This window comes from Streptomyces sp. NPDC056361 (genome assembly GCF_042262805.1).
GTDB lineage: Bacteria > Actinomycetota > Actinomycetes > Streptomycetales > Streptomycetaceae > Streptomyces.
Genome location: NZ_JBHJQI010000075.1, coordinates 1 through 21,528, shown reverse-complemented (window position 1 = coordinate 21,528; position 21,528 = coordinate 1). Strand labels below are relative to the sequence as shown.

Genomic DNA, 21,528 nt, shown 5'->3' with positions numbered 1-21,528 from the left:
GGGCACCCGCCCGGCGCCCGCCCACCGACCCGACGTTCACCCGCCCTCCGGCTCGCGCACCCGCGACCGCCCTGGATCACACGGACCCCACCTCATGCTGTCGCCCCTGACCCACGACGACCCGGCCACCGTCGCCACGTACCGCCTCCTCGCCCGCCTCGGCTCGGGCGGCATGGGGACGGTCTACCTGGCGCGCACCCCCGGCGGCCGTACCGTCGCGCTCAAGACCGTGCACGCCCGGCTCGCCACCGACCCCGCGTTCCGGGCCCGTTTCCGGCTGGAGACGGACGCGGCCCGGATCATCGGCGCACGGCACGGCGCGGCGGTCGTCGACGCCGACCCGCTGGCCGAGACGCCGTGGCTGGCCACCGAGTACGTCCTCGGGCCGCCCCTCGACGACGCCGTCGCGCTCGGCGGCCCCCTCCCCGAACCGACCGTCCGCGCCCTCGGCGCCGCGCTCGCCGGGGCCCTCGCCCAGCTGCACTCGTCGGACGTCGTCCACCGCGACCTGAAGCCCTCGAACGTCCTCGTCACCGCCTACGGCCCGAAGATCATCGACTTCGGCATCGCCCGCGCGGCCGGCGACGACCACCTCACCCGTACCGGCGCCGCGGCCGGCACCCCCGCCTACATGTCCCCCGAGCAGGCCAGCGGCGAGGAACACCCCCCGGCCGGCGACGTGTTCGCCCTCGCGGGCGTCCTCGTCTTCGCCGCCACCGGCCACGGCCCCTTCGGCAGCGGCTCCCCCGCCGACCTCCTCTACCGCGTCCGCTACGCCGACCCCGACCTCACCGGCGTCCCCGACCCCCTCCTCCCCCTCCTCACCGCCTGCCTCTCCAAAGACCCCTCCGCCCGCCCCACCACCGCCACCCTCGCCGCCCACCTCCACGACGGCCGCGGCGACTTCGCCGACCACCTCCCCCCGCTCCTCCTCGCCGACATCGCCCGCCGCGCCACCGACGTCTGGCTCCCCACCCCCCACCGCCTCCCCACCCCCACGGCCTCGGCCGTGGCGGAAACGGCACCGAGCGGTCGGGGTCCCCTCTCCCGCCGCCGCCTCCTCACCACCGGCACCGCCACCCTCCTCGCCACCACCGCCACCGCCGGCGGCCTCTGGACCTGGCTCTCCTCCCGCGACACCACCCCCACCCCCGGCCCCACCACCACCGGCCCGACCGCCATCCCGGCCACCACGGCGTCGGACGGGGCACCGAAGGCGCTGTGGCAGGGGGAGTCGCTGGACCGCGAAGCGAGCATCATGCCGCTGACGGCGGGGGACGTCGTGGGGTTCGCGGAGACGGTGTCGCTCCGGGTCCTGGACCCGCAGAGCGGCAAGAAGCTGTGGGAAGACGGGATGGTGATGGACCCCAAGCAGATCGCCACGGACGGCGCGTTCTTCTACGCCTCCAACGATCCCGTCGACGGGACGTCGGCCCTGCTGATCCGTACGCTCGCCCCCCGCACCGGCGAGGAGGCGGCCAGGACGATCAAGCTCAACGGGTTCGAGGGTTCCTCGTTCGGCACGGAACTCATCACCGCCGCGGGAGGCCTGCTCTACGCCGCCTCACGACTCGGCAAGAACTCGGACACCCTGGAGGAGCGCGAGAAGGGCTGGCACCTGATCGCCGTCGACCTGCGCACCGGCAAGGAGGCCTGGCGGCAGCCGTACGCGTGGGGCAACGTCCGCCCCTGGCTGGGCCGGGTCGTCGGCGACCGGCTGCTGCTCGGCAAGAACAGCGACGACCTGGTGTCGTTCAACCTCCAGGCGAGGGACCGGCGCACCGGTCGCCGCCTGTGGAGCAAGAGCCTTCCGCTCGAGGACTCCCAGTCCTTCAAGCCCGGCCAGCTCATCGCCGACGACCGGCACCTCTACCTCGGCGGTGACCGCCTGCGGGCGCTGCGCCTCAGCGACGGCGGCGTCGCCTGGGAGTACGGCGCCGGCTCCGCCTACGGAATCCCCGCGGTCTCCGACGGACTCGTCTTCGCGAACGAGGCGGGCCGCGGACTCGTGGCCGTCACCGCCGACAAGGGCGCCGAGCAGTGGAAGGAGGAGGCGTCCGGCCGCAGCCTGACCGTGGACCTCTCCAGCTTCCCGGTGGTCGGGACGAAGTACGTGTACGCACCCGTCAGGGGTGGTCTCAGCGCGGTCGACCGGGCGACCCACCGCTCGGCCTGGGTCTTCCCGGCAGAGGCAGGCCGGTACGTCGTCGACTCCTCGAAGACCCGGATCATCGGTGCGGGAAAGTCGTCCGTCGCGGCCTTCCCCCTCGCCTGAACGACACCCCGCCGCGGACCCCCGACCGTCCCGCCGCCCCACACCGGAAAGCAGCCTCGTGACCACACAGCCCCTCGCCACCGGCGACCCGCTCCGGCTCGGCCCGTACCGCCTGCTCGGCGTCCTCGGCGAGGGCGGCATGGGCAAGGTGTACGTCGGCCGGGACGGCGCCGGAGCCCCCGCGGCCGTCAAGGTCCTGCGCCCCGAACTCGCCCACGACCAGCACCTCGCGCAGCGGTTCGTCCGCGAGGCCGACATGGCGCGGGCGGTCACCAGCAAGGGCGTGGCGCGGGTCCTCGGCGCGCAGACCGAGGGCGGACGGCCGTGGATCGCCGCCGAGTTCCTCGCCGGTCCGACGCTCGACGAGGCGGTGCGGGCGTACGGGCCGATGGACGTGCCGACGGTCCGCGCCCTCGCCGCCCAGCTCGCCCGCACCCTGCACGACATCCACGTGGCGGGCCTGGTCCACCGCGACCTCAAGCCCGCGAACATCGTGCTCACGTCGACCGGCCCGCGGATCATCGACTTCGGCATCGCGCGCCCCGAGCACGGTCTGACCCTCACCACCACGGGCCAGATCCCGGTCACCCCGGGCTACGGGGCCCCCGAGCAGGTCCTCGGACAGCGCGTCGGACCGGCCTCGGACGTCTTCTCGCTCGGCGCGGTCCTCGCGTACGCGGCGAGCGGCCGGCGCACCTTCGACGGCGGGCACGTGGCGGCCGTCCAGTACGAGGTCGTGCACGGCACACCGGACCTGAGCCTGGTGCCGCCGGAGCTCCAGGAGCTGATCGCCCCGTGCCTGGCGAAGGACCCGGCCTTCCGCCCGGCTCCCCCGCGGATCGCCGAGGCCTTCGCCCCGCCGAAGGGCGCCGACCGCGCCTGGCGCAAGGGCCCGCTCGCCGACGACATCAAGCGGCGCGAGACGGCCACGAAGCGCCTGGCGGCCCCCGAGGACACCGTCGTCTCCTCGTCGGCACCGACCCGCCGCCGCTTCCTCACCGGCGCGGCGGTCGGCGTGGCCGTACTGGGCGCGGGCGGCGGGGTCGGCGCCTGGTGGCTGAACCGCTCCGGCGAGAACTCACCGACCGCCGACGTGCCTCCGGCCGTCGCCGCCCCCGAGGCGGCCTTCATCTCCCTCATCGACAGCGCGCCGAACGAGGCCCCGAAGACCCTGTGGGGCCCTCTGGACGTGACCGCCCCGGACGGACATCTCCCGTTGCCCGTAAGGGACGTGCTGATCGTGGCGGCGAAGACGGGCGGCCTGCTGGCGCTGTCCGTCACCGACGGCAAGGAGCGGTGGAGGGCCAAGGACGTCGACGCGGCCTCCGGGTTCGTCTCCGTCGCCGACCGACTCGTCGTCGGTGCCGACGAGAAGGGCGTCCTGAACGCGTTCGTCGCCTCCACCGGCGCCCCGGTCTGGCAGGCCGGCCACGACGCGGCCGCCCTCCTCGCCGCCGACGACACCCACGTCTACCTGGTGACCAGGGGCGACAAGCTGCACGCCGTCGACGCCTGGACGCTGAAGACCACCTGGACCCGGCCGATGCCCTCTCCCCGTTCCCCGAACGGCCCCGCGAAGGCGGCCGTCGGCGGAAAGCGGCTCGTGATCCACGGCCGGGACGGGAAGGTCGAGGCCCTCGACACCGCCTCGGGCGAGACCGTGTGGAAGATCAAGGGCCAGGGCACCCGCGGCCAGGCCCCCTCGATCAGCGGCGACACCGTCTACCTCGCCGGCACCGACCTGGTGGCCAGGCACCTGGGCGAAGGCAACTTCATCTGGAAGGAAGAGAGCCGCAACGTCGTCGACCGGAAGCTCGGCTGGGGCAGCCCGACAGCCGACGCCGAATCCGTCATCGCCGTCGACGGCTACATGGCCTACCGCTACAGCACCATCCCCGACTCCGACAACGCGAGTCAGGAGTGGAACGAGCCCATGGGCGAACTGGGCAGTCAGACCGGCACGCTCACCGCCCCCGTCGTGCAGGGCGGGACGGTCTGGCTGCCCGAACCCGACGACAGCGCCGTCCGCGTGGTGGCCCGGGCCACCCGCGCCCCTCTGTTCATCGCACGCATGCAGCGCGAGGGCGTCTACCAGCTCGCCGCCGACGCCCACCGCGTCTTCATCGCCCGCGGCGGCAGGATCGCGGCCATGCCGGTCTACGGCGAGTAGACGCGTCGGCCTCCGACCCCCGGCGTCAGGTGCGCGCCTTCCCGGGTACGCCGTCGGCCAGCCCGGTGTCCGCGCACCCCAACGCGGCGGCCACGTCCCGCGCCGCCGCGTTGGCGACGGTGATCAGCCGGGTCCGCTGCTCCAGGTCCGTGTCCGGGACTCCTGCGGGGCCCCGGACGGTCGTCTCGACGACGATCTCGTGGGCGGGCGCCTTGAGACGGCACGAGAAGTAGACGTGGCCGACACCTGAGGAGGAGAACGCTTCGATCCCCGACGCGTAGGACGTCACCGAAGGTGCGAGGCTCGGGCCCAGGTAGGGGCCCTTCCCCACCGCGCCCACCTCGATCCTCAGGTCCTTCGGACCGCCTTCGGCGGGCGCCAGACCGCAGTACTTCACCGGCTGCGGCCGGTACGAGTCCGCCCAGGGTGCGGCGGCGTCGTCGCGCAGCCTGCCGAGCGCCCTCTCCGCCCTCGACGTGTCGTCCTCGAAGCGCTCGCCGCCCAGAACGGCCTGGAGCGCCGCCGCCGTCGCCGCGTCCCCGGCGAAGCCCCCGCAGACCTCGGCCGCCGCCCGGCCCTCCGGCTCCCCCGTACCGCCACCGCCGCCTCCCCCACAGCTCGTGAGGACGGCGGCGACCACGACGGCCGCTCCGATCCGTGCCGGCGCAGACCACATCTCCGTCACTTCTTCCCGCAGAACGGACTCAGCCCCGCCGCGACCGCAGGACGGGTACGGCGACGGCGGCACCGATCAGTACGGCCGCACCGATCCCCAGACCGATCCAGAGGCCACTGCCGCCACCGTCCTCGGAAGCGGCCGCCTCCGGAGCCGGAGCGGGGGCCGCGACCGATCCCGACGGGGACGGGTCACCCGGCGACAGGTCGGTGGGCGACGCGGTCACGGTCTCCTCGAGGTCGTCGATGGGCCGCACACCCGCCGGGCCGGGATCACCCGGAGTCTTCAGCGCGCGCAGCGGCCGGACGGCCCCGTAGCCGATGTAATCGCTGCGCTCCTCGCCCCCCTTGGGCTTCGCGATCGTGTTGAGCAGGACCTTCAGTACCTGGTTGTTGGTCCACTCGGGATGCTTCGCCCAGACGAGCGCGGCCGCCGCCGAAGCGAGGGCCGTCGCGTTACTGGTACCGGAGGACGTGCAGACGCGGCCGCCCGCGCAGGCCGCGAGCGTGTCCTTGCCGGGGGCGACGACGTCGACCTGCGGCCCGTACTGGGACATCGGGATGCGCGTCGCCTTGTTGTCGACGGCGCCGACGCCCACGACGCCGGGGGTGGCCGCCGGGTACTCCCGCTGGTTCCTCTTGTCGCCGGTGTTTCCGACGGCCGCGAAGACCAGGGCGCCCTTGTCCAGGGCGTACTTCACCGCGTCCGTGAGCTGCGCAGAGCCCTCCGGGGAACCCTGCGAGATGTTGACGACCTTGGCCCCGGAGTCGACGGCGAAGCGGATGGCCTGGGGCATGATCGTGTTGAACTCTCGGTTGGCCTCCGCCTGGCTCTTCTTGCCGCCCACCGAGCCCGGCACTCGTACGGCGAGGATCTTGACCCCGGGAGCGAGCCCGAACGCGCCGTCTCCTCCGTTGGCCTTGCCCGTGCCCGCGATGAGACCGGCCATGTCCGTGCCGTGTCCGGTGTAGTCGGTGAACTCGTCACCGGCTTCGTCCGTCGCGAAGTCCTTGCCCTTGAGCACCTGACCCGTGAGATCCGGACTCTGCTTCTCCACCCCGCTGTCGATGACGGCGACGGTGATGCCCTTGCCCGTGCTGAGCTGCCAGATCTCCTCGGCGCCGAAGGCGTCGAGGTGCCACTGCCGGGAGCGGATGCTCTCCGCGTGGGCGGGAACGGAAGCGATGCCCACCAGCAGCATCCCCAAGGCGGCCGAGGCGGTGACTCGGGCACGGCTCCGACGAATACTGCTGGTACGCATCTGCTTCCTCGCGCTGATCAGTCGATGACGGGCGGGGCCACGCGGCGGTTGCCCTGCTGCCAGGTCTCCTCGTCCTCGACCAGGTAGTCGGGACGCTCTCCGTTCTGCTCCTCGCGGTCACGGGCCTGCGGGGTGCCGCCCCGCACGAGGCCGGAGCCACCCTGCGTGAAGGGACGCCCGCCACCGGCACCACCGGCGGCACCGGCACGCTGTGCCTTGCCGCCGACGACACCGCCGGACTCGCCGGCGAGGCGGCGGCCGCCGCTGACGCCGTTCTGGCCGGCCGCGCCGCCCATGGGGCCGCCCATGCCGTGGCCGCCGCCCATGGGGCCTCGGCCCATGCCGGTTCCGTTGCGCCCGCCCGGCTCGTTGCCGATGACGGTGCCGCGCGGGAGGCCGGTCGCCGGGCGACCCGTGGTGTTGGGGACCTGGCGGCCACCGCTGATGCCCTCGCGGGTGCCGCCCAGCGGGCCGGGGAGACCACGGGGGCCGGTGGGCAGCTGGTTGCGCGTGCCGCCGGTGACGGGACCGGTGGGCCCCAGCGGTCCGGGGCCGCCCTTCCCCGTGACCGGGGGGACGCCGAGGGGCGGCAGGATCGGGGGCGTGCCGCCGTCCGGCCTGGTGATCGGCGGCGGACCACCCGGGGTCGGGGTCGTCGGCACGGTCGGGGTGTGCGGCCGGGTGTCGACGCTGTCGATGCCCAGGTCGACGGGGACGTCGGGCCGGACCTCGGGCCTGATCACGTGTACCGGCCCGGTCGGGTCGCCCGTCGGCGGGACCGTGGTCGTGTCGGGCGTGTTCCGGGTGTCCGGCGGAGTGTGCGTGGTCTGCGTCCCGGTGCTCGTGTCCGTGCTCCCGGAGTACCGATCGCCCGTCGAGTAGCCGCTGGAGCGGGACCCGGTGCCGCGGTCGACTCCCGCCGCCGGCACGAAGTCACCCGGCGGCGGCGGGAAGGTCGGCGGCTTCAGGCTCTTCATGTGCAGGCTGGACCACTGGTACGAGCCGGAGAGCTTCTCCATCTCGGCCGCGGCGGCCTGCTGGTTCTCCCGCTCCTTGGCCTCGATGGCCTTGAGGTCCTCGCTGGCGGTCATGGAGTTCCGTGCGTTGCGCGCGATGGTCGCCGAGTCGGGGTCGTTGCGGTACGTCTGCGCGGCCTTCAGGCTCTCCTTTGCCGCGGCGTTGGAGGTGTAGCGGGGAATGGCGCTCTTCGCGGTCGCCATGGCCACCGCGGCGCTGTTCATCCACTTGGCGGCCTCGGTGCTGTACTCGCCGAGCGAGTGCGTCGAGAGCACGACGCTCTCGGCCCACTCGGTGAACGCCTTCTCCGCGTCGCCCTTCCAGTCGACCCCACCGGTGCGCTGCTTGAGCTCGGTGGCGATGCTGTGCATCTGCTGCGCCGCGGCGTTCAACCGCTCCGCGGCGTTGCTGACGGGGTAAATCTCGGCTTCGTCCAGCCAGTCCAGCATCTTCTGGTGGGACATCGAGCGGAAATCGGTTCCGCCGCCTCCGCCGCCCTCTGCAGGCCTCATCTCTCGCCTCTTCCCCGTGTCCCCGATGTTCCGTACGTGGCGCCCTACTTGAAGGGGCTGTCGCTCTCGGTGCCCTGGCTGCTGCCGTGGTTCGCCGGGTCCTGATCGCCGACGGCGTCCTTGTCCGCCTTCTCCTTGGCTTCCCAGGTGCGGTCGTGGATGTTGATCATCTTCTGCTTGATGTCGTCGTCCATCTGCGAGAAGCCGTCCTTGGAGGCGACGACCGCGATGCCGAGGCCTTCCAGGCAGTCCTGCAGCAGGCCGGAGAGCTGCACCAGCTGGCTGAGGACGTTGTTGTACGCGTCGTAGACGCCGTTCGCCTCCGACCAGGCGGCGCCACCGCCGCCGAACTGGCCGCGCACCACCGGGTCCGACTCCATCTTGCCCTTGTCGGCCTCCGAAGAGGTGAGCGTCTTGATCAGACCGTCGATGCTCTTCTTGAACTCGGACATCGACTCGGTGTTGTAGCGCACGGCGTCCATGCTCATGCCGCGCATACCGAACGAGCCGCCCCCGTCTGCGTAGGCTTCCATGCCCCCGCTCCTCCCCCGTGTGAACACCCGTGCCGTTACTGCCGAGTCTGGAAGTTCACTGTAGCCAGGAACGACGACAGCGCGCATCTCCCGGTTGCACAAGCAACGGATATCGGATGGTTACGAATTGGGCACGGCGACGGCGGCTTGGGGGCGGATGGGGAGGCGGTTGACGGGGCGGCCGGTTGCGGCGCGTACGGCTGAGGCGACTGCGGCGGGTGAGGTGACGACGGGGATGGCGCTGGCGGCTTTGGCGCCGAAGGGGGCGACGACGTCGCGCTCTTCGACGAGTTTCACGATGCGAATGTCCGGGGCGTCCAGGGATGTCGGGAGTGCGTAGCCGGTGAAGTCGGGGTGGCGGACGATGCCGCGGGCGGTGCGGAGGTTCTCGGTGAGGGCCGCGCCGACGCCCTGGGTGACGCCCGCTTCGATGCGGACGGCGAGTTGGGCGGGGTTGAGGATGCGGCCGACGTCCTGGGCGACGGCCATCTCCACGACGCGTACGGCGCCGAGTTCGATGTCGACGTCGACGACGGCGCGGATCGCGCAGAAGGCGAGGCCGACGAAGGCGTCGCCCTGGCCGGCGTCGTCGAGGGGCTCGGTGGGGTGGGGGCGGCACTGGGCGGTGGCCCAGAGTTCCTTGCCGTCCATGGCCTCGGTGACGGTCGTCGAGAGGACGCCGTCGTAGGAGGTGATCTTGCCGTCGGTGATCTGGAGGAGCTCCGTCGACATGCCGAACTTGTGGGCCAGCGGCTGGAGGAGCTGGGTGCGGACCATCTTGGCGGCGCGTTCCACGGCGCCGCCCGAGACCCAGGTGTGGCGGCCGTGGGCGGCCGGGCCGGCCGGCGGCTGGTCGGTGTCGACGGGGGCGACGTGGACCTCGTCGATGCCGAGGGTCTCCTGGACGATCTGGCGGGCGAGGGTGGAGAAGCCCGAACCCGTGTCGACGGCCGAGCAGATGACGGTGGCGACGCCGTCCATGACGCGCACGGTCGCGGTGGAGACCTCGTCGGTGCCCTCGGCGCCCAGCATGTGCACCATGCCGAGGGCGTAGCCCACGCCGCGGCGCACCGCGCCGGGTTCTCCCGCGCCCTCGGGGCCGCCGGGCAGCAGCCAGTCGTCCTCGGGGGTGTCCTTGGGCAGCGCGGGGAGCGGGAAGTCGCGTACGGCGGCGAGGAGTTCGGCCACGGGGGCCGGGCAGGTGACGGTCTGTCCGGTGGGCAGGATGTCGCCGGTCGCCATGACGTTCCGCATGCGCAGCTCGGCCGGGTCCACGCCCAGTTTGGCCGCGAGTTTGTCCATCTGGGCTTCGTAGGCGGCGCACACCTGCATCGCGCCCTCGCCTCGGACGTGGCCGGACGGCGGGTTGTTGGTGCGGACCGCCCAGCCCTCGACGAAGGCGTGCGGGACGACGTACGGGCCGCAGGCGAAGGCGACGGCCGCCGCGAGCGACTCGGACGACGAGTCGGCGTACGCGCCCGCGTCGAGCAGGATCTGCGCCTCCACCTTCACCAGGCGTCCCTCCGCGTCCGCGTGGTGCCGGTAGCGCAGCAGGGTGGGGTGGCGGTGGGCGTGGCCGAGGAAGGACTCCTCGCGCGTAGCGGTGAGCTTGACCGGGCAGCCGGTCCGCAGGGCGAGCAGGCCCAGCGGGATCTGGAAGCCCGGGTCCTCGCGGTCGCCGGTGGCGCCGGGGACGCCGGTGACGACCAGCTTGACCTGCGCGGGCGGCAGCCCGAAGCAGGCGGCGGCCAGGTCCCGGTCGGTGTGCGGGTCGGTCGAGGCCGTGTAGAGCTCGACGCCTCCGTCGGGGCGGGGCACGGCGAGGCCGGCCTCCGCGCCGATCGGCGCCGGGTCCTGGCGCCCGATCCGGTACAGCCCCTCGACGACGACCTCGCCGGTCGCGTCGGGGTCGCCGAAGCGCAGCGGGATGTGCCGGATCAGGTTCCCGTCGGGGTGCAGCGCGTCCGCCGCGAACGCCTTCTCGGGGTCGGTGACCGGGTCGAGCACCTCGTACTCGACGCTGATCGCGGCGGCCGCGAGCCGGGCCGTGTCGGGGTGGTCGGCGGCGACGGCGGCGATGGCCTCGCCGTGGTGCCGGACCAGGTCGGAGGCGAAGACGGGCCGGTCGGCGACCCGCCGGCCGTAGGTGGCCGCGCCGGGCACGTCGGCGGCCGTCACGACGGCCCGTACGCCCGGCATGGCGGCGGCGGCCGTGGTGTCGACGGAGACGATCCGCGCGTGCGGGTGCGGGGACCGCAGGATCGCCGCCCAGAGCAGGCCCTCGGCCCACAGGTCGGAGGCGTACGGGAAGGTGCCCTCGGTCTTGGCGCGCGCCTCGGCCTGCGGGAGCGAGGTGCCGAGGCCGTGCGCGGCCGGCTCCTGGGCCGGGTCCTGGGCCCCGGGAACGTCCAGGACCGGGAGCGTGGGAATCGCGGTGGTCCCGTCGGTGCTCACGCCATGCCTCCGTCGTGCGGGTGGGGGATCTGGTGCGGGACGCGGATCTCGTCGGAGGCGTCGGCCGCGTTGGCCGCGGCGCTCGCCTCGCGCTCGGCGACGACGTCCCGTACGGCTTCGAGCACGCCCCGGTAGCCGGAGCAGCGGCACAGGTTGCCGGCGAGGGCCTGGCGCGTCTCCAGGTCCGTGGGGGCGTGGTTGCCCTCCAGGAGGTCATGCACGGTCATGCACATGCCGGGGATGCAGAAGCCGCACTGGACCGTGCCGCACTTGGACATCGCCCGCTGCACGTCGGACGGCTCGCCGTCGACCGCGAGGCCCTCGACCGTCCGCACCTCGCTCCCGGCGGCGGTCGCCGCGGGCACCAGGCACGAGGCGACCAGCCGGCCGTCGACCTGCACGTTGCACGCGCCGCACTCGCCCTGGGAGCAGCCGTCCTTCGCCCCGGCCAGACCGAGCCGCTCGCGCAGCACGTAGAGCAGGGACTCGCCGATCCACGACCCGGTGACGGGCCGGTCGGCCCCGTTGACCCTGAGGGTGTACGAGGTGTGCGGGTGCTCGTCGCTGTCCGTGGACGCGTAGGCGCTCGGAACGGGGACGGGAGCGGGAACGGGAGCGGAAGCCGGAGCAGGGACGGAGGCCGGGTCGGATGCCGCGGCCGGGTCTTCACCGTGCTCGTCGGATGCGGCGGACTCGTCGGGTACGGCGGCCTGGTCGGGCCCTGCCGTGTCGTCGGGCCCTGCCGTGTCGTCGGACCCGTCGAGCGCGTCCGGGGAGTCGGAGACGTCGTCCTGGGCCTCGTCCCGGGCCTCGTCCTGAGGCGCCGTCTCCGCAGCCGTGCCGTCGGCGCCGTCCTCGACATCGCCCTCGGCCTCGGCCTCGGCGGCGGTCGCCGCCGTCGGCTCCTCCGGAAGCGCCCAGGGCGCCGGAGCGCCGCCGGGAAGGGTCGCCGGCGCATCGGCGTACGAGGCGGTCCGGGTCGTCCCGACCGTCTCGGTCGTCTCGGTCCCCTCGGCCGTCTCGACCGCCTCGGCCGGCACCGGCAGGTCGGGGATCTCCCACTGGCCCGTGGCGCCCGGGTCGGCGGCGGCAGGCGCCGTGGCCTCGCCGAAGTGCCACTCGGCCGTCGCGTGTGGGTCCTGGTCGGCGTACTCGGCGTGGCCGATGTGCCCGCCGTGCCCGCCCTGGGAGTCGTACTCGCCCTGGCCGCCGTACTCGGGCCGACCGCCGTACCCGCCCTGGCCGCCGTACTCGGGCTGCCCGTCGTACTCGGTCGGCGCGGGGTACTCGACCGGCCCGGCGTACTGGTCGGAGCCGGCGTACTGGTCGGAGCCCGCGTACTCGGGCCGGCCGTCGTAGCCGGGCTGTCCGGGGTACTCGGGCCGGTCGAAGTACTGGGTCTGCTCGGCCTCGGTCGGGAGGTGCACGTTCCAGGTGCCGGTGGCGGCCGGGTCCGTGGTGGCCGGGGTGAGCGGCTGGAGCGGGGTGATCATCGGCGGTACGTAGCCGTGGCCGGGCGCTTCGAGGGGGACGCCGTCGAGCATGAAGTCGGGGGGCAGCTGGACGAACGCGGTGGCGTCGCCGTCGTACCCCTCGCTCTGCGGGATCGGCTCCCAGCCGCCCGCGTAGCCGCCCTGGCCCGTGTTCCGGTCGTCGTTGCTCACGACAGTGCCCTCCCCAGAGCGCGTCGGGCCAGCGCGGCGACGGTGCGCCGCAGGTGCAGTACGCCGGGGGGCAGCTGTTCGTCGCCCGGCGGGTCAGGGATGCAGGCGGCGGCGACGTACTCGCCGAAGGCCGCGAGCGCCTCGGGGGCGAGGCCCCGGTCGTTGTCCCAGTCGACGAGGGAGGCGATCCAGCGTTCGGCCTCCAGCGGGCGCAGCGGCATCGGGGCGACGGCGCCGACCGCGCAGCGCACGCCGCGCCGGGCCGGGTCGAGGACGACGGCGACGGAGGCGGTGGCGCGGGCCGGGCCGGTGCGGCCGGTGGCCTTGACGAAGACCTGGGGTGCGTGGAGCAGGGGCACGCGGACGAAGGCGACGAGTTCGCCGGGGGCGAGGAGGTCGCGGCCCGCGAGCAGGTGGGAGACGGGGATCTCGCGGCTGCCGAGCGGCCCGAGGACGACGAGGTCGGCCTCCAGGGCGGCGAGGACGGGCAGCGAGTCGCCGGTGGGCGCGGCGGTGACGACGTTGCCGCCGAGGGTGCCCGCGTTGCGGATCTGGGGCGGTCCGGCGGCGCGGGAGGCGGCGGCGAGGGCCGGGATGAGGGCGGCGAAGTCGGGGCGGCCCATCCGGGCGTGGGTGAGGCCGGCGCCGAGGAGGGCGTGGCCGTCCTGGTACTGCCAGCCGCGGATCTCGTTGATGCGGCTCAGGCCGACGAGGCCGGCGGGGCGGAGCTGGCCCTTGTTGACGGCGGCCATCAGGTCGGTGCCACCGGCGACGGGCACGGCGGCCGGCATGGCCGTGAGCGCCGCCACGGCCTCGTCGAGCGAGGCGGGCAGCGTCACGGACTGCGCCGTCTGTGGTGCGTGCGTGGTCAACCCGCTGCCCCTTCCCGGTGTCCCGGTGGTCCCCGACTGTGCCCGGCCGTCGCGCCTGCTGTCACGTCTGCTGTCGCGCCTGCGTGTGGGCGTACCGTACGTGCTCACACGCCGGACGTGGCAACTCTGGCACATCTTCCGAGCCGTCCGGCGCGAGGGTCCGCGAAGGACTGTTCCGTCCGGGACGCCCTCGGAGCGACGGTAACTTCCGTTTCGCCGCTCTTGGGTGACGCGGGGACGTCGCGTCCCTCACACGTTCGGCGTCGGGGCTCCCGGGCGTCGACGGCGGGGGGTCTCACACGTTCGGCGTCGGGGCTCCCCGGCGTCGGCGGCGGGGGGTCTCACACGTTCGGGGGCGCCCCCTCGATCGGGCGGCCGAGGATGCCGGGGCGCTGCTGCCAGGGGTGGGGGCCGGCGGGCGGGCGGTAGTCGACGCCGAGGGCGTCGAGGCGGCGGTAGTGGGTGCTCATGCGGCGCTCGAAGCCGGCGTAGTCGCGCGCGTCCGGCGCAGGGAGCGCGGACCAGGCGACCTCGGCGAAGGCGGCGAGGCGGGGGAAGACCTGGTAGTCGACGCGGGCGCGGTTCTCCATCACCTCGGTCCAGACGTTGGCCTGGGTTCCCAGGATGTGGGCGGCGGCCTCGGGCGGCAGGCCGGGCGGGACGGGCTCGAAGCGGTAGACGTCCTCCAGGGTGCGGACGAATCCGATGGGTACCGGTTCGTCCTCGCCCGGTGCCTGGCGGTGGTCCAGGTAGACCTGCTGTTCCGGGCACATGACGACGTCGTGGCCGGCGGTGGCGGCGGCGATGCCGCCGCCGTAGCCGCGCCAGGACGAGACCGCCGCGCCGGGCGCGAGGCCGCCCTCCAGGATCTCGTCCCAGCCGATGAGACGGCGTCCGCGGTCGGCGAGCCAGCGGTCGAAGTGGCGGATGAACCAGGACTGGAGCGCGTCCTCGTCGGCGAGGCCGAGTTCCTCGATGCGGGCCTGGGCGGCCGGGGAGGCCTTCCACTGGTCCTTGGGGCACTCGTCGCCGCCGACGTGGACGAAGGTGGACGGGAAGAGGTCGAGGACCTCCTCGAAGACTCCCTCGTAGAAGCGCAGGACGGTCTCGGTGGGGGCGAGGACGTTCGGGTTGACGCCCCAGGTGTCCCAGACGGCGAGGGCGGCGGTGTCGACGACGTCGGTGTTGCCGAGCTCGGGGTAGGCGGAGATCGCGGCCTGCGAGTGGCCGGGGAGGTCGATCTCGGGGACGACGGTGATGTGGCGTTCGGCGGCGTACGCGACGATCTCGCGGATGTCGTCCTGGGTGTAGAAGCCGCCGTACGGGGTCTCGGTCCACAGGGGCGAGGCCCGGTGTCCCCACTTGGTGCGGGAGCGCCAGGAGCCGACTTCGGTGAGTCGGGGGTGGCGCTTGATCTCGATGCGCCAGCCCTGGTCGTCGGTGAGGTGGAAGTGGAAGACGTTGAGCTTGTGGGCGGCGAGGAGGTCGAGGTGGCGCAGGACGTCGTCCTTGGGCGTGAAGTGCCGGGAGACGTCGAGGAGGAGGCCGCGCCAGCCGAAGCGGGGGGCGTCCTCGATCGTCGTGTGCGGAAGGTCCCAGTCCGCGTCCTTCCGTACGGGCGCCTTGCGGTAGGCGTCGGGGCCGAGGAGCTGGCGGAGGGTCTGGGCGGCCCAGAAGACGCCGGCGGGGCCGCCGCCCTCGACGAGGACGGCGGTGTCCGCGGTCTCGGTGGAGAGGCGGTAGCCCTCGGGGCCGTACCGCCGCTCGACCTCCTCGCTGATCCGCAGCCGGATCGCGTGCGGGCCGGTGCCGTCGGCGAGCGGCAGTCCGGTGGCGGGGCCCAGTGCGGACCGCAGCCAGCGCGCGGTGGGTTCGGTGCCGGGTCCGGCGTCCAGGGTGGTCCGCCCGTCGAGCGGGAAGGAGCCGGGGGCGGTGCCCCGGTGCTCGGTCGACAGGGGCGCCGGGATGAGGTCGTGGTCCGGGACGAGGTCGTGGTCGGGCGTGTCCGAGGTCATCGCGTCAGTCCTTCACCGCCCCGCCGAGGCCGGAGACCAGGCGGCGCTGTACGAGTACGAAGAAGACGAGCACCGGGATCGTCATCACGGTCGAGCCGGCCATGATGCCTCCCCAGTCGTTCTCGTCGGGTTTGAAGAAGACGAGCAGTGCCATGGGGAGGGTCGACTGCGAGGTGTCGCTGATGAGGAACGACTTCGCGAAGAGGAAGTCGTTCCAGGTCGAGATGAACGAGAAGACGCTGGTCGCGACCAGGCCGGGGAAGACCAGCGGGAAGAGGATCTGCCACAGGAACCGGGTGCGGCTCGCGCCGTCGATCTGGGCCTGTTCCTCCAGGGCCTCGGGGACGGCCTTGACGAAGCCGCGGAGCATCCAGATCGCGAACGGCAGGGAGAAGGCGATGTGCGGGAGGATCAGCGAGCCGAGGGTGTTGAGCTGTCCGAAGTCCCGCATGAGGAAGAACAGCGGGATGGTCAGCGCCTCGACCGGCACCATCTGGGCGACGAGGAACATGACCAGGAGCGTCGTCCGGAAGCGGAAGCGGAACCGGGTGACGGCCGTCGCCGCCAGGAAGGCGATCAGCGCGGAGGCGAGGACGACCGTGCCGGCCACGATCAGCGAGTTGAGGAAGTAGCGGCCGAAATCCTGCTGCTCGAAGACCCGCCGGAAGGAGTCGAGGGACGGGGAGAGCGTCCACGGCCGGGGGTCCGTCGACTGGATCTCGCCCGCCGGCTTGAAGGCCGAGAGGACCATCCAGTACAGCGGGAAGGCGACGGCGGCGGCGACGAGGAGGGTGGTCGCCTCGGCGGCGAGCCGCCCGGGGCGCCGGATGCGGAACGTGCGGGAGAGCGTGCGGGAGGGGGTCAAAGTTCTTCTCCCTGGCGTCGGAGCAGCCGCAGGTAGACGAGCGTCACGGCCAGCAGGACGAGCAGCATGACGACGCCGATCGCCGAGCCCAGGCTGTACTGGGAGGAGGCGAAGGCCTTCTGGTAGGCGTACACGTTGAGGACGAGGTTCTGGCCGGCGATGCCGCCGCCGTTCGTCATCACGTAGATCTGGGTGAAGAGTTTGAAGTCCCAGATGATCGACTGGATCGTGACGACGACCAGGATGGGCCGCAGCATCGGCGCGGTGACCGAGCGCCAGATCCGCCACTGCGAGGCGCCGTCGAGGGCGGCGGCCTCCAGGACCTCGGACGGGACGGCCTTGATGCCGGCGTAGACGGTGACCATCACGAACGGGAACGAGCACCAGACGACTTCGAGGAGGACGAGGGCGAAGGCGCTGTACCGCCCGTACGTCCAGGAGTGGTCGCCGAGTCCGAGCAGTCGGTTGACGGGGCCGAAGTCGGGGTCGAAGAGGAAGACCCAGACGGTGGAGCCGGTGATCGCGGGGGTCGCCCAGGCGCCGAGCGCGGCCAGCATCAGGACCAGCCGGGGCAGGGCGCGCACGCGCGTGAGGAGGACCGCGAGGGCGCAGCCGACGGCGAGCGTGGTGGCGACGCAGACGGCGGCGAAGACGACGGTGGTGAGGAGGACCTGCCGGAACTGGGGGTCGGCGAAGAGGGTCGTGTAGTTGCCGAGCCCTTGGAAGGAGGTGGGTTCGCCGCCGCTGACCTGGGCCTGGGTGTACTCCAGGAAGGAGATCAGGCCGAGCTGGTAGACGGGGTAGACGAGGAGTCCGCCGAGGACGGCGAGGGCGGGCAGGAGGTAGAGCCAGGGGGTCCAGGGGCGGTGGCCGCCGCTGCGGGTGCGGCGCGCGGCCGGGGCGGTCCGGGTGGGCCGGGGTGCCGGGCCGGTGCCGGTGTGCTTCTCGGTGAGCTGGGTCGTCATGCGTCTCAGCCCGCCGGCGCGAAGGCCGCGTCCATCTTCTTCGCGGCGTCGTCGGCGGCCGACTTGACGTTCTTCCGGCCGCTGACGACCTCCTGGAACATCGTGGGGAGGACGAGGCCGGCGTCGATCTGTCCCCAGCCGGGGGACGCCGGGACGAACCTGGTGCCCGCGCCGAGGGTGTCGATGAAGGGCTTGACGAAGGGTCGGCGCCGGGCCGCGTCGGCGCGGACGTCGGTGTAGGTGGGCAGGAAGCCCATGGCGTCGAAGAGCCTGCCCTGGGTGTCCTTGCCGGTGAGGGACTTGAGGAGGTCGACGGCGAGGGTGCGGTGGGAGGTGCTCTTGAGGACGCCGATGTTGTTGCCGCCGGCGAAGGCGGGGGCGATCGAGCCGGGGGTGGTGCCGGGCAGCGGGACGACGGCGTACTTGCCCTTCACGGCGCCGGCTTCGACGGCGGCGTGGCTGAAGTCGCCGCCGATGGCCATGCCCGCCTTGCCCGCGGCGAAGGCGGTGACGGTCGCGTTGCCGCCCATCTGGGCGCACTTGGCGGCGGGGCAGTTGTCGTCGCCGAAGAGCGAGGTGTACGTGGTGATGCCCGCGCGGGCGGCCTCGCTGTTGACGGCGGCCTTGTAGGTGTCGCCGTCCGCGGTGGCGAGTTCGCCGCCGGCGGACCAGACGAAGGGCATGGCGCCGTAGGTGTAGGCGCCGCCGACGGCGATGCCGTAGAGGTCGGGCTTGGCCTTGCGGATCTTCTTGGCGGTGGAGACGAGTTCGGCCTGGCTCTTGGGGGCGGCGAGGCCGAGTTCGCGGAAGACGTCGGTGCGGTAGTAGAGGGCGCGGACGCCGACGAAGAGGGGTGCGCCGTAGACCTTGCCGGCGACGGTGACGGACTGCTCGGCGGTGGGGTCGGTGTCCTTGGCCTCGTCCCAGGCGCCGAACTCGGCGGTGATGTCGGCGAGTCCGCCGTCCTTGACGTATCCGGCGGTGTCGGTGTTGCCGTACTCGATGAGGTCGGGGGCCGACTCGGGGTCGTTGAAGGCGGCCTTGACGCGCTGGGCGCGGGTTTCGACGGGGATGTACTCGACCTCGACCTTCGCGCCCCGGTGCCGCTTCTCGAAGGCGGCGACGGCCTGCTCGACGACCTGTTCCTTGGGCTTGTTGGCCACCTCCTGGAAGAGCCAGACGCGGAGGGTGCCGCTCTTCTCGTCCGTGCCGGCCTTGCCGGTCGAGGTCTGGGGGGCGCAGGCGGTGACGGTGAGTCCGGCGAGCAGGAGCAGGGCGGCCGGGGTGGTGACGGGGGCGGGCAACTTCATGACGGGATCCCCTCCGGAAGTGCGCGTTGCAGCATGTGCAATGGGTGTTTCGTGCTGCACAACACGCGTGAGGTTAGGCGCGGCTCCGGCGGGCCGACAAGAGGTCTCGACCACCTCAACCACTCCGTGACCGGCGAAAGCACCCTGCGCAACGGCCGAGCGGCCCCGCCCCGACGCCGGGAACCGGGAACCGGGAGCCGAGAACCTGGAACCGGGAACCGGGAACCGGGAAAACGGAACGGCCCCCGCCGTACGCACCGAAGTACGTACGACGGGGGCCGTCCCCGACGTCAGGACCCGCTTACTTGTCCTTGCCGCCCTTGTCCTTGTCGCCACCGCCGGCGCCCATGGAGTCGTAGATCTCCTTGCACATGGGACAGACCGGGTACTTCTTGGGGTCGCGCCCCGGTACCCAGACCTTCCCGCACAGCGCGACGACGGGGGTGCCGTCGAGGGCGCTCGCCATGATCTTGTCCTTCTGGACGTAATGGGCGTAGCGCTCGTGGTCGCCGTCACCGTGGGACACCTGCGGCGTCGGCTCGACGAGGGTCCCCGTACCTGCCCCGCGCTCGGGCTCGAGAGTGCTCATAACCGCCAAGGGTACTGAAAGCCGGGGGTTCAGTTGAGGGACGGGTCGTCCGGGTACGTCGCGATCATCGCGAGCTCGCCGCGCTGGCGGCGCAGCACCTGGCGCCAGAGGGTCTCGGGGTGCGGCGAGGAGACGTCGCCGGGTTCGGACTCGACCACGTACCAGGCGCCGTCGCCGAGCTCGGACTCCAGCTGGCCGGGGCCCCAGCCCGCGTACCCGGCGAAGATCCGGAGCGAGCCGAGCGCCGGGCCGAGCAGCTCGGGCGGGGTCTCCAGGTCGACCAGGCCGATGGCCCCGTACACCCGCCGCCAGCCGAGGGGGCCCTCGTCGCCGGGGATGACGGCGACGCCGAGCGCCGCGTCGAGGGAGACGGGGCCGCCCTGGAAGACGACGCCGGGTTCGCCGGCGAGCCCGGCCCAGGGGGCGAGGATGTCGGAGACGGTCACCGGCGTCGGCCGGTTGAGGACGACGCCGAGCGAGCCCTCGTCGTCGTGATCGAGCAGCAGGACGACCGCGCGGTCGAAATTCGGGTCCGCCAGCGCGGGGGTGGCCACGAGCAGCCGTCCTGTGAGCGAGGACACCTCGGTCATGCGACACATGATCCCGCATGTTCGGCGTTCGCGGGGGTTGTCGGGAGGGATGCGGGGAAGGCGGCGGGGGTCGCGGCCCTGAGCCGCAGGTCGGACGGGAGGGTGCGGAAGCTCCGGACCGCGGCGCCGGGCCAAGCGGACGGTGACGGTCCGCAAGATCACGGGAACAGAGGGTGTTGTGCCGAATTCATTACATCTGACAGACCCCCCGAGGCACCCGAACGGGGTCTCATGGCCCTTTACCCTTTTCACTGGCCACCCGACCGACCCCACTCCGGAACGCGAGATTCATGACCGGCACAGACGATGTCCTGCTTGTCCACGGCGGAACCCCGCTGGAGGGCGAGATCCGCGTCCGCGGCGCGAAGAACCTCGTGCCCAAGGCGATGGTCGCCGCACTGCTCGGCAGCGGCCCCAGCCGCCTGCGCAATGTGCCCGACATCCGTGACGTCCGCGTCGTCCGCGGGCTGCTCCAGCTGCACGGAGTGACGGTCCGCCCGGGCGAGGAGCCCGGCGAGCTCGTCCTCGACCCGACGCACGTCGAGTCCGCGAACGTCGCCGACATCGACGCCCACGCCGGCTCGTCCCGCATCCCGATCCTCTTCTGCGGCCCGCTGCTGCACCGCCTCGGCCACGCCTTCATCCCGGGCCTCGGCGGCTGCGACATCGGCGGCCGGCCCATCGACTTCCACTTCGACGTGCTGCGCCAGTTCGGCGCCACCATCGAGAAGCGCGAGGGCGGGCAGTACCTGGAGGCCCCGCAGCGCCTTCGCGGCTGCAAGATCCGCCTCCCGTACCCGTCGGTCGGCTCGACCGAGCAGGTGCTGCTGACGGCGGTGCTCGCCGAGGGCGTCACCGAGCTGTCGAACGCGGCCGTGGAGCCCGAGATCGAGGACCTGATCTGCGTCCTGCAGAAAATGGGCGCGATCATCTCCATGGACACCGACCGGACCATCCGGATCACCGGTGTCGACCGTCTCGACGGTTACACCCACCGGGCGCTCTCGGACCGCCTGGAGGCGGCCTCCTGGGCGTCCGCGGCGCTCGCGACCGAGGGCAACATCTACGTGCGCGGCGCCCAGCAGCGCTCGATGATGACCTTCCTCAACACGTACCGGAAGGTCGGCGGCGCCTTCGAGATCGACGACGAGGGCATCCGCTTCTGGCACCCGGGCGGCTCGCTCAACGCGATCCACCTGGAGACGGACGTGCACCCCGGCTTCCAGACGGACTGGCAGCAGCCGCTGGTCGTGGCGCTCACCCAGGCCTCCGGCCTCTCCATCGTCCACGAGACGGTGTACGAGTCCCGGCTCGGCTTCACCTCCGCGCTGAACCAGATGGGCGCGCACATCCAGCTGTACCGCGAGTGCCTCGGCGGCTCCGACTGCCGCTTCGGCCAGCGGAACTTCCTGCACTCGGCGGTCGTGTCCGGGCCGACCCGGCTCCAGGGCGCCGACCTGGTCATCCCCGACCTCCGCGGCGGCTTCTCGTACCTGATCGCGGCGCTCGCCGCCCAGGGCACCTCGCGGGTCCACGGCATCGACCTGATCAACCGCGGCTACGAGAACTTCATGGAGAAGCTCGTCGAGCTCGGCGCCAAGGTCGAGCTGCCGGGCAGCGCACTGGTCTGACCCGCACTGGTCTGACCCGCAGCGGGGGGGGGGGGCCCCCGGGGGGGGCCCCCGGGGGGGGGGGCCCCGCCCCCCCCCGCCCCGCCCCGGGGGGGGGAGAACAAAAACAAGACCCCCCACCCACGCCCC

16 protein-coding genes are annotated in these 21,528 nt (G+C 72.8%); 3 read left to right on the top strand and 13 right to left on the bottom strand.

Going from position 1 to position 21,528, the window contains the following annotated elements; genetic code table 11:
- The first annotated feature begins 94 nt into the window (after positions 1-94).
- Together ACFCY7_RS23785 and ACFCY7_RS23780 are read left to right on the top strand one after the other, a co-directional pair.
- Positions 95-2,275, top strand: a complete 2,181-nt coding sequence (locus ACFCY7_RS23785; RefSeq protein WP_376488053.1) for a PQQ-binding-like beta-propeller repeat protein — start codon at positions 95-97, stop codon at positions 2,273-2,275.
- Between the two features lie 58 nt (positions 2,276-2,333).
- Complete coding sequence (locus ACFCY7_RS23780) at positions 2,334-4,445, top strand: protein kinase (protein WP_376488052.1); 2,112 nt, start codon at positions 2,334-2,336, stop codon at positions 4,443-4,445.
- A 25-nt stretch (positions 4,446-4,470) separates the two neighbouring features.
- Here ACFCY7_RS23780 and ACFCY7_RS23775 read toward each other — a convergent pair whose 3' ends face one another.
- The 13 genes from ACFCY7_RS23775 to ACFCY7_RS23715 form a co-directional block, all read right to left on the bottom strand.
- Positions 4,471-5,121 (bottom strand): hypothetical protein, encoded by a 651-nt coding sequence (locus tag ACFCY7_RS23775; protein ID WP_376488051.1) that lies wholly within the window; start codon positions 5,119-5,121, stop codon positions 4,471-4,473.
- Positions 5,122-5,149: 28 nt separating this feature from the next.
- A complete protein-coding gene (mycP, locus tag ACFCY7_RS23770) occupies positions 5,150-6,382 on the bottom strand; it encodes a type VII secretion-associated serine protease mycosin (RefSeq protein ID WP_376488050.1) in 1,233 nt (410 codons plus the stop codon).
- 17 nt (positions 6,383-6,399) lie between these two features.
- Complete coding sequence (locus ACFCY7_RS23765) at positions 6,400-7,911, bottom strand: WXG100 family type VII secretion target (protein ID WP_376488049.1); 1,512 nt, start codon at positions 7,909-7,911, stop codon at positions 6,400-6,402.
- A 44-nt stretch (positions 7,912-7,955) separates the two neighbouring features.
- Positions 7,956-8,444 (bottom strand): hypothetical protein, encoded by a 489-nt coding sequence (locus ACFCY7_RS23760; protein WP_376488048.1) that lies wholly within the window; start codon positions 8,442-8,444, stop codon positions 7,956-7,958.
- Between the two features lie 120 nt (positions 8,445-8,564).
- Positions 8,565-10,898, bottom strand: coding sequence for a xanthine dehydrogenase family protein molybdopterin-binding subunit (locus tag ACFCY7_RS23755; RefSeq protein ID WP_376488047.1), 2,334 nt, complete (start codon positions 10,896-10,898; stop codon positions 8,565-8,567).
- Positions 10,895-12,562 carry a 2Fe-2S iron-sulfur cluster-binding protein gene (locus tag ACFCY7_RS23750; RefSeq protein ID WP_376488046.1) on the bottom strand — a complete coding sequence of 556 codons (1,668 nt, stop codon included), beginning with the start codon at positions 12,560-12,562 and terminating at the stop codon, positions 10,895-10,897. The genes ACFCY7_RS23755 and ACFCY7_RS23750 overlap by 4 nt, the downstream gene beginning before the upstream one ends.
- Positions 12,559-13,434: an FAD binding domain-containing protein gene (locus tag ACFCY7_RS23745; RefSeq protein WP_376488045.1), complete on the bottom strand. Its 876-nt coding sequence runs from the start codon at positions 13,432-13,434 to the stop codon at positions 12,559-12,561. The genes ACFCY7_RS23750 and ACFCY7_RS23745 overlap by 4 nt, the downstream gene beginning before the upstream one ends.
- Before the next feature lie 341 nt (positions 13,435-13,775).
- The gene (locus ACFCY7_RS23740; RefSeq protein WP_376488044.1) at positions 13,776-15,449 is read right to left on the bottom strand and encodes a beta-N-acetylhexosaminidase; all 1,674 of its coding nucleotides are present in this window, start codon (positions 15,447-15,449) and stop codon (positions 13,776-13,778) included.
- A 4-nt stretch (positions 15,450-15,453) separates the two neighbouring features.
- Positions 15,454-16,314, bottom strand: a complete 861-nt coding sequence (locus ACFCY7_RS23735) for a carbohydrate ABC transporter permease (protein ID WP_376488043.1) — start codon at positions 16,312-16,314, stop codon at positions 15,454-15,456.
- A complete protein-coding gene (locus ACFCY7_RS23730) occupies positions 16,311-17,279 on the bottom strand; it encodes a carbohydrate ABC transporter permease (protein WP_376488042.1) in 969 nt (322 codons plus the stop codon). The genes ACFCY7_RS23735 and ACFCY7_RS23730 overlap by 4 nt, the downstream gene beginning before the upstream one ends.
- Positions 17,280-17,284: 5 nt before the next feature.
- Positions 17,285-18,589, bottom strand: coding sequence for an extracellular solute-binding protein (locus ACFCY7_RS23725; protein WP_376488041.1), 1,305 nt, complete (start codon positions 18,587-18,589; stop codon positions 17,285-17,287).
- Between the two features lie 301 nt (positions 18,590-18,890).
- Complete coding sequence (locus ACFCY7_RS23720) at positions 18,891-19,178, bottom strand: DUF3039 domain-containing protein (RefSeq protein WP_015033918.1); 288 nt, start codon at positions 19,176-19,178, stop codon at positions 18,891-18,893.
- Positions 19,179-19,207: 29 nt separating this feature from the next.
- Complete coding sequence (locus ACFCY7_RS23715; protein ID WP_376488040.1) at positions 19,208-19,768, bottom strand: YqgE/AlgH family protein; 561 nt, start codon at positions 19,766-19,768, stop codon at positions 19,208-19,210.
- 290 nt (positions 19,769-20,058) lie between these two features.
- Between ACFCY7_RS23715 and murA the strand changes: the two genes are divergently transcribed.
- Entirely contained in the window at positions 20,059-21,399 is a 1,341-nt protein-coding gene (gene murA / locus ACFCY7_RS23710; protein ID WP_376488039.1) for a UDP-N-acetylglucosamine 1-carboxyvinyltransferase, read from the top strand.
- Positions 21,400-21,528 lie beyond the last annotated feature (129 nt).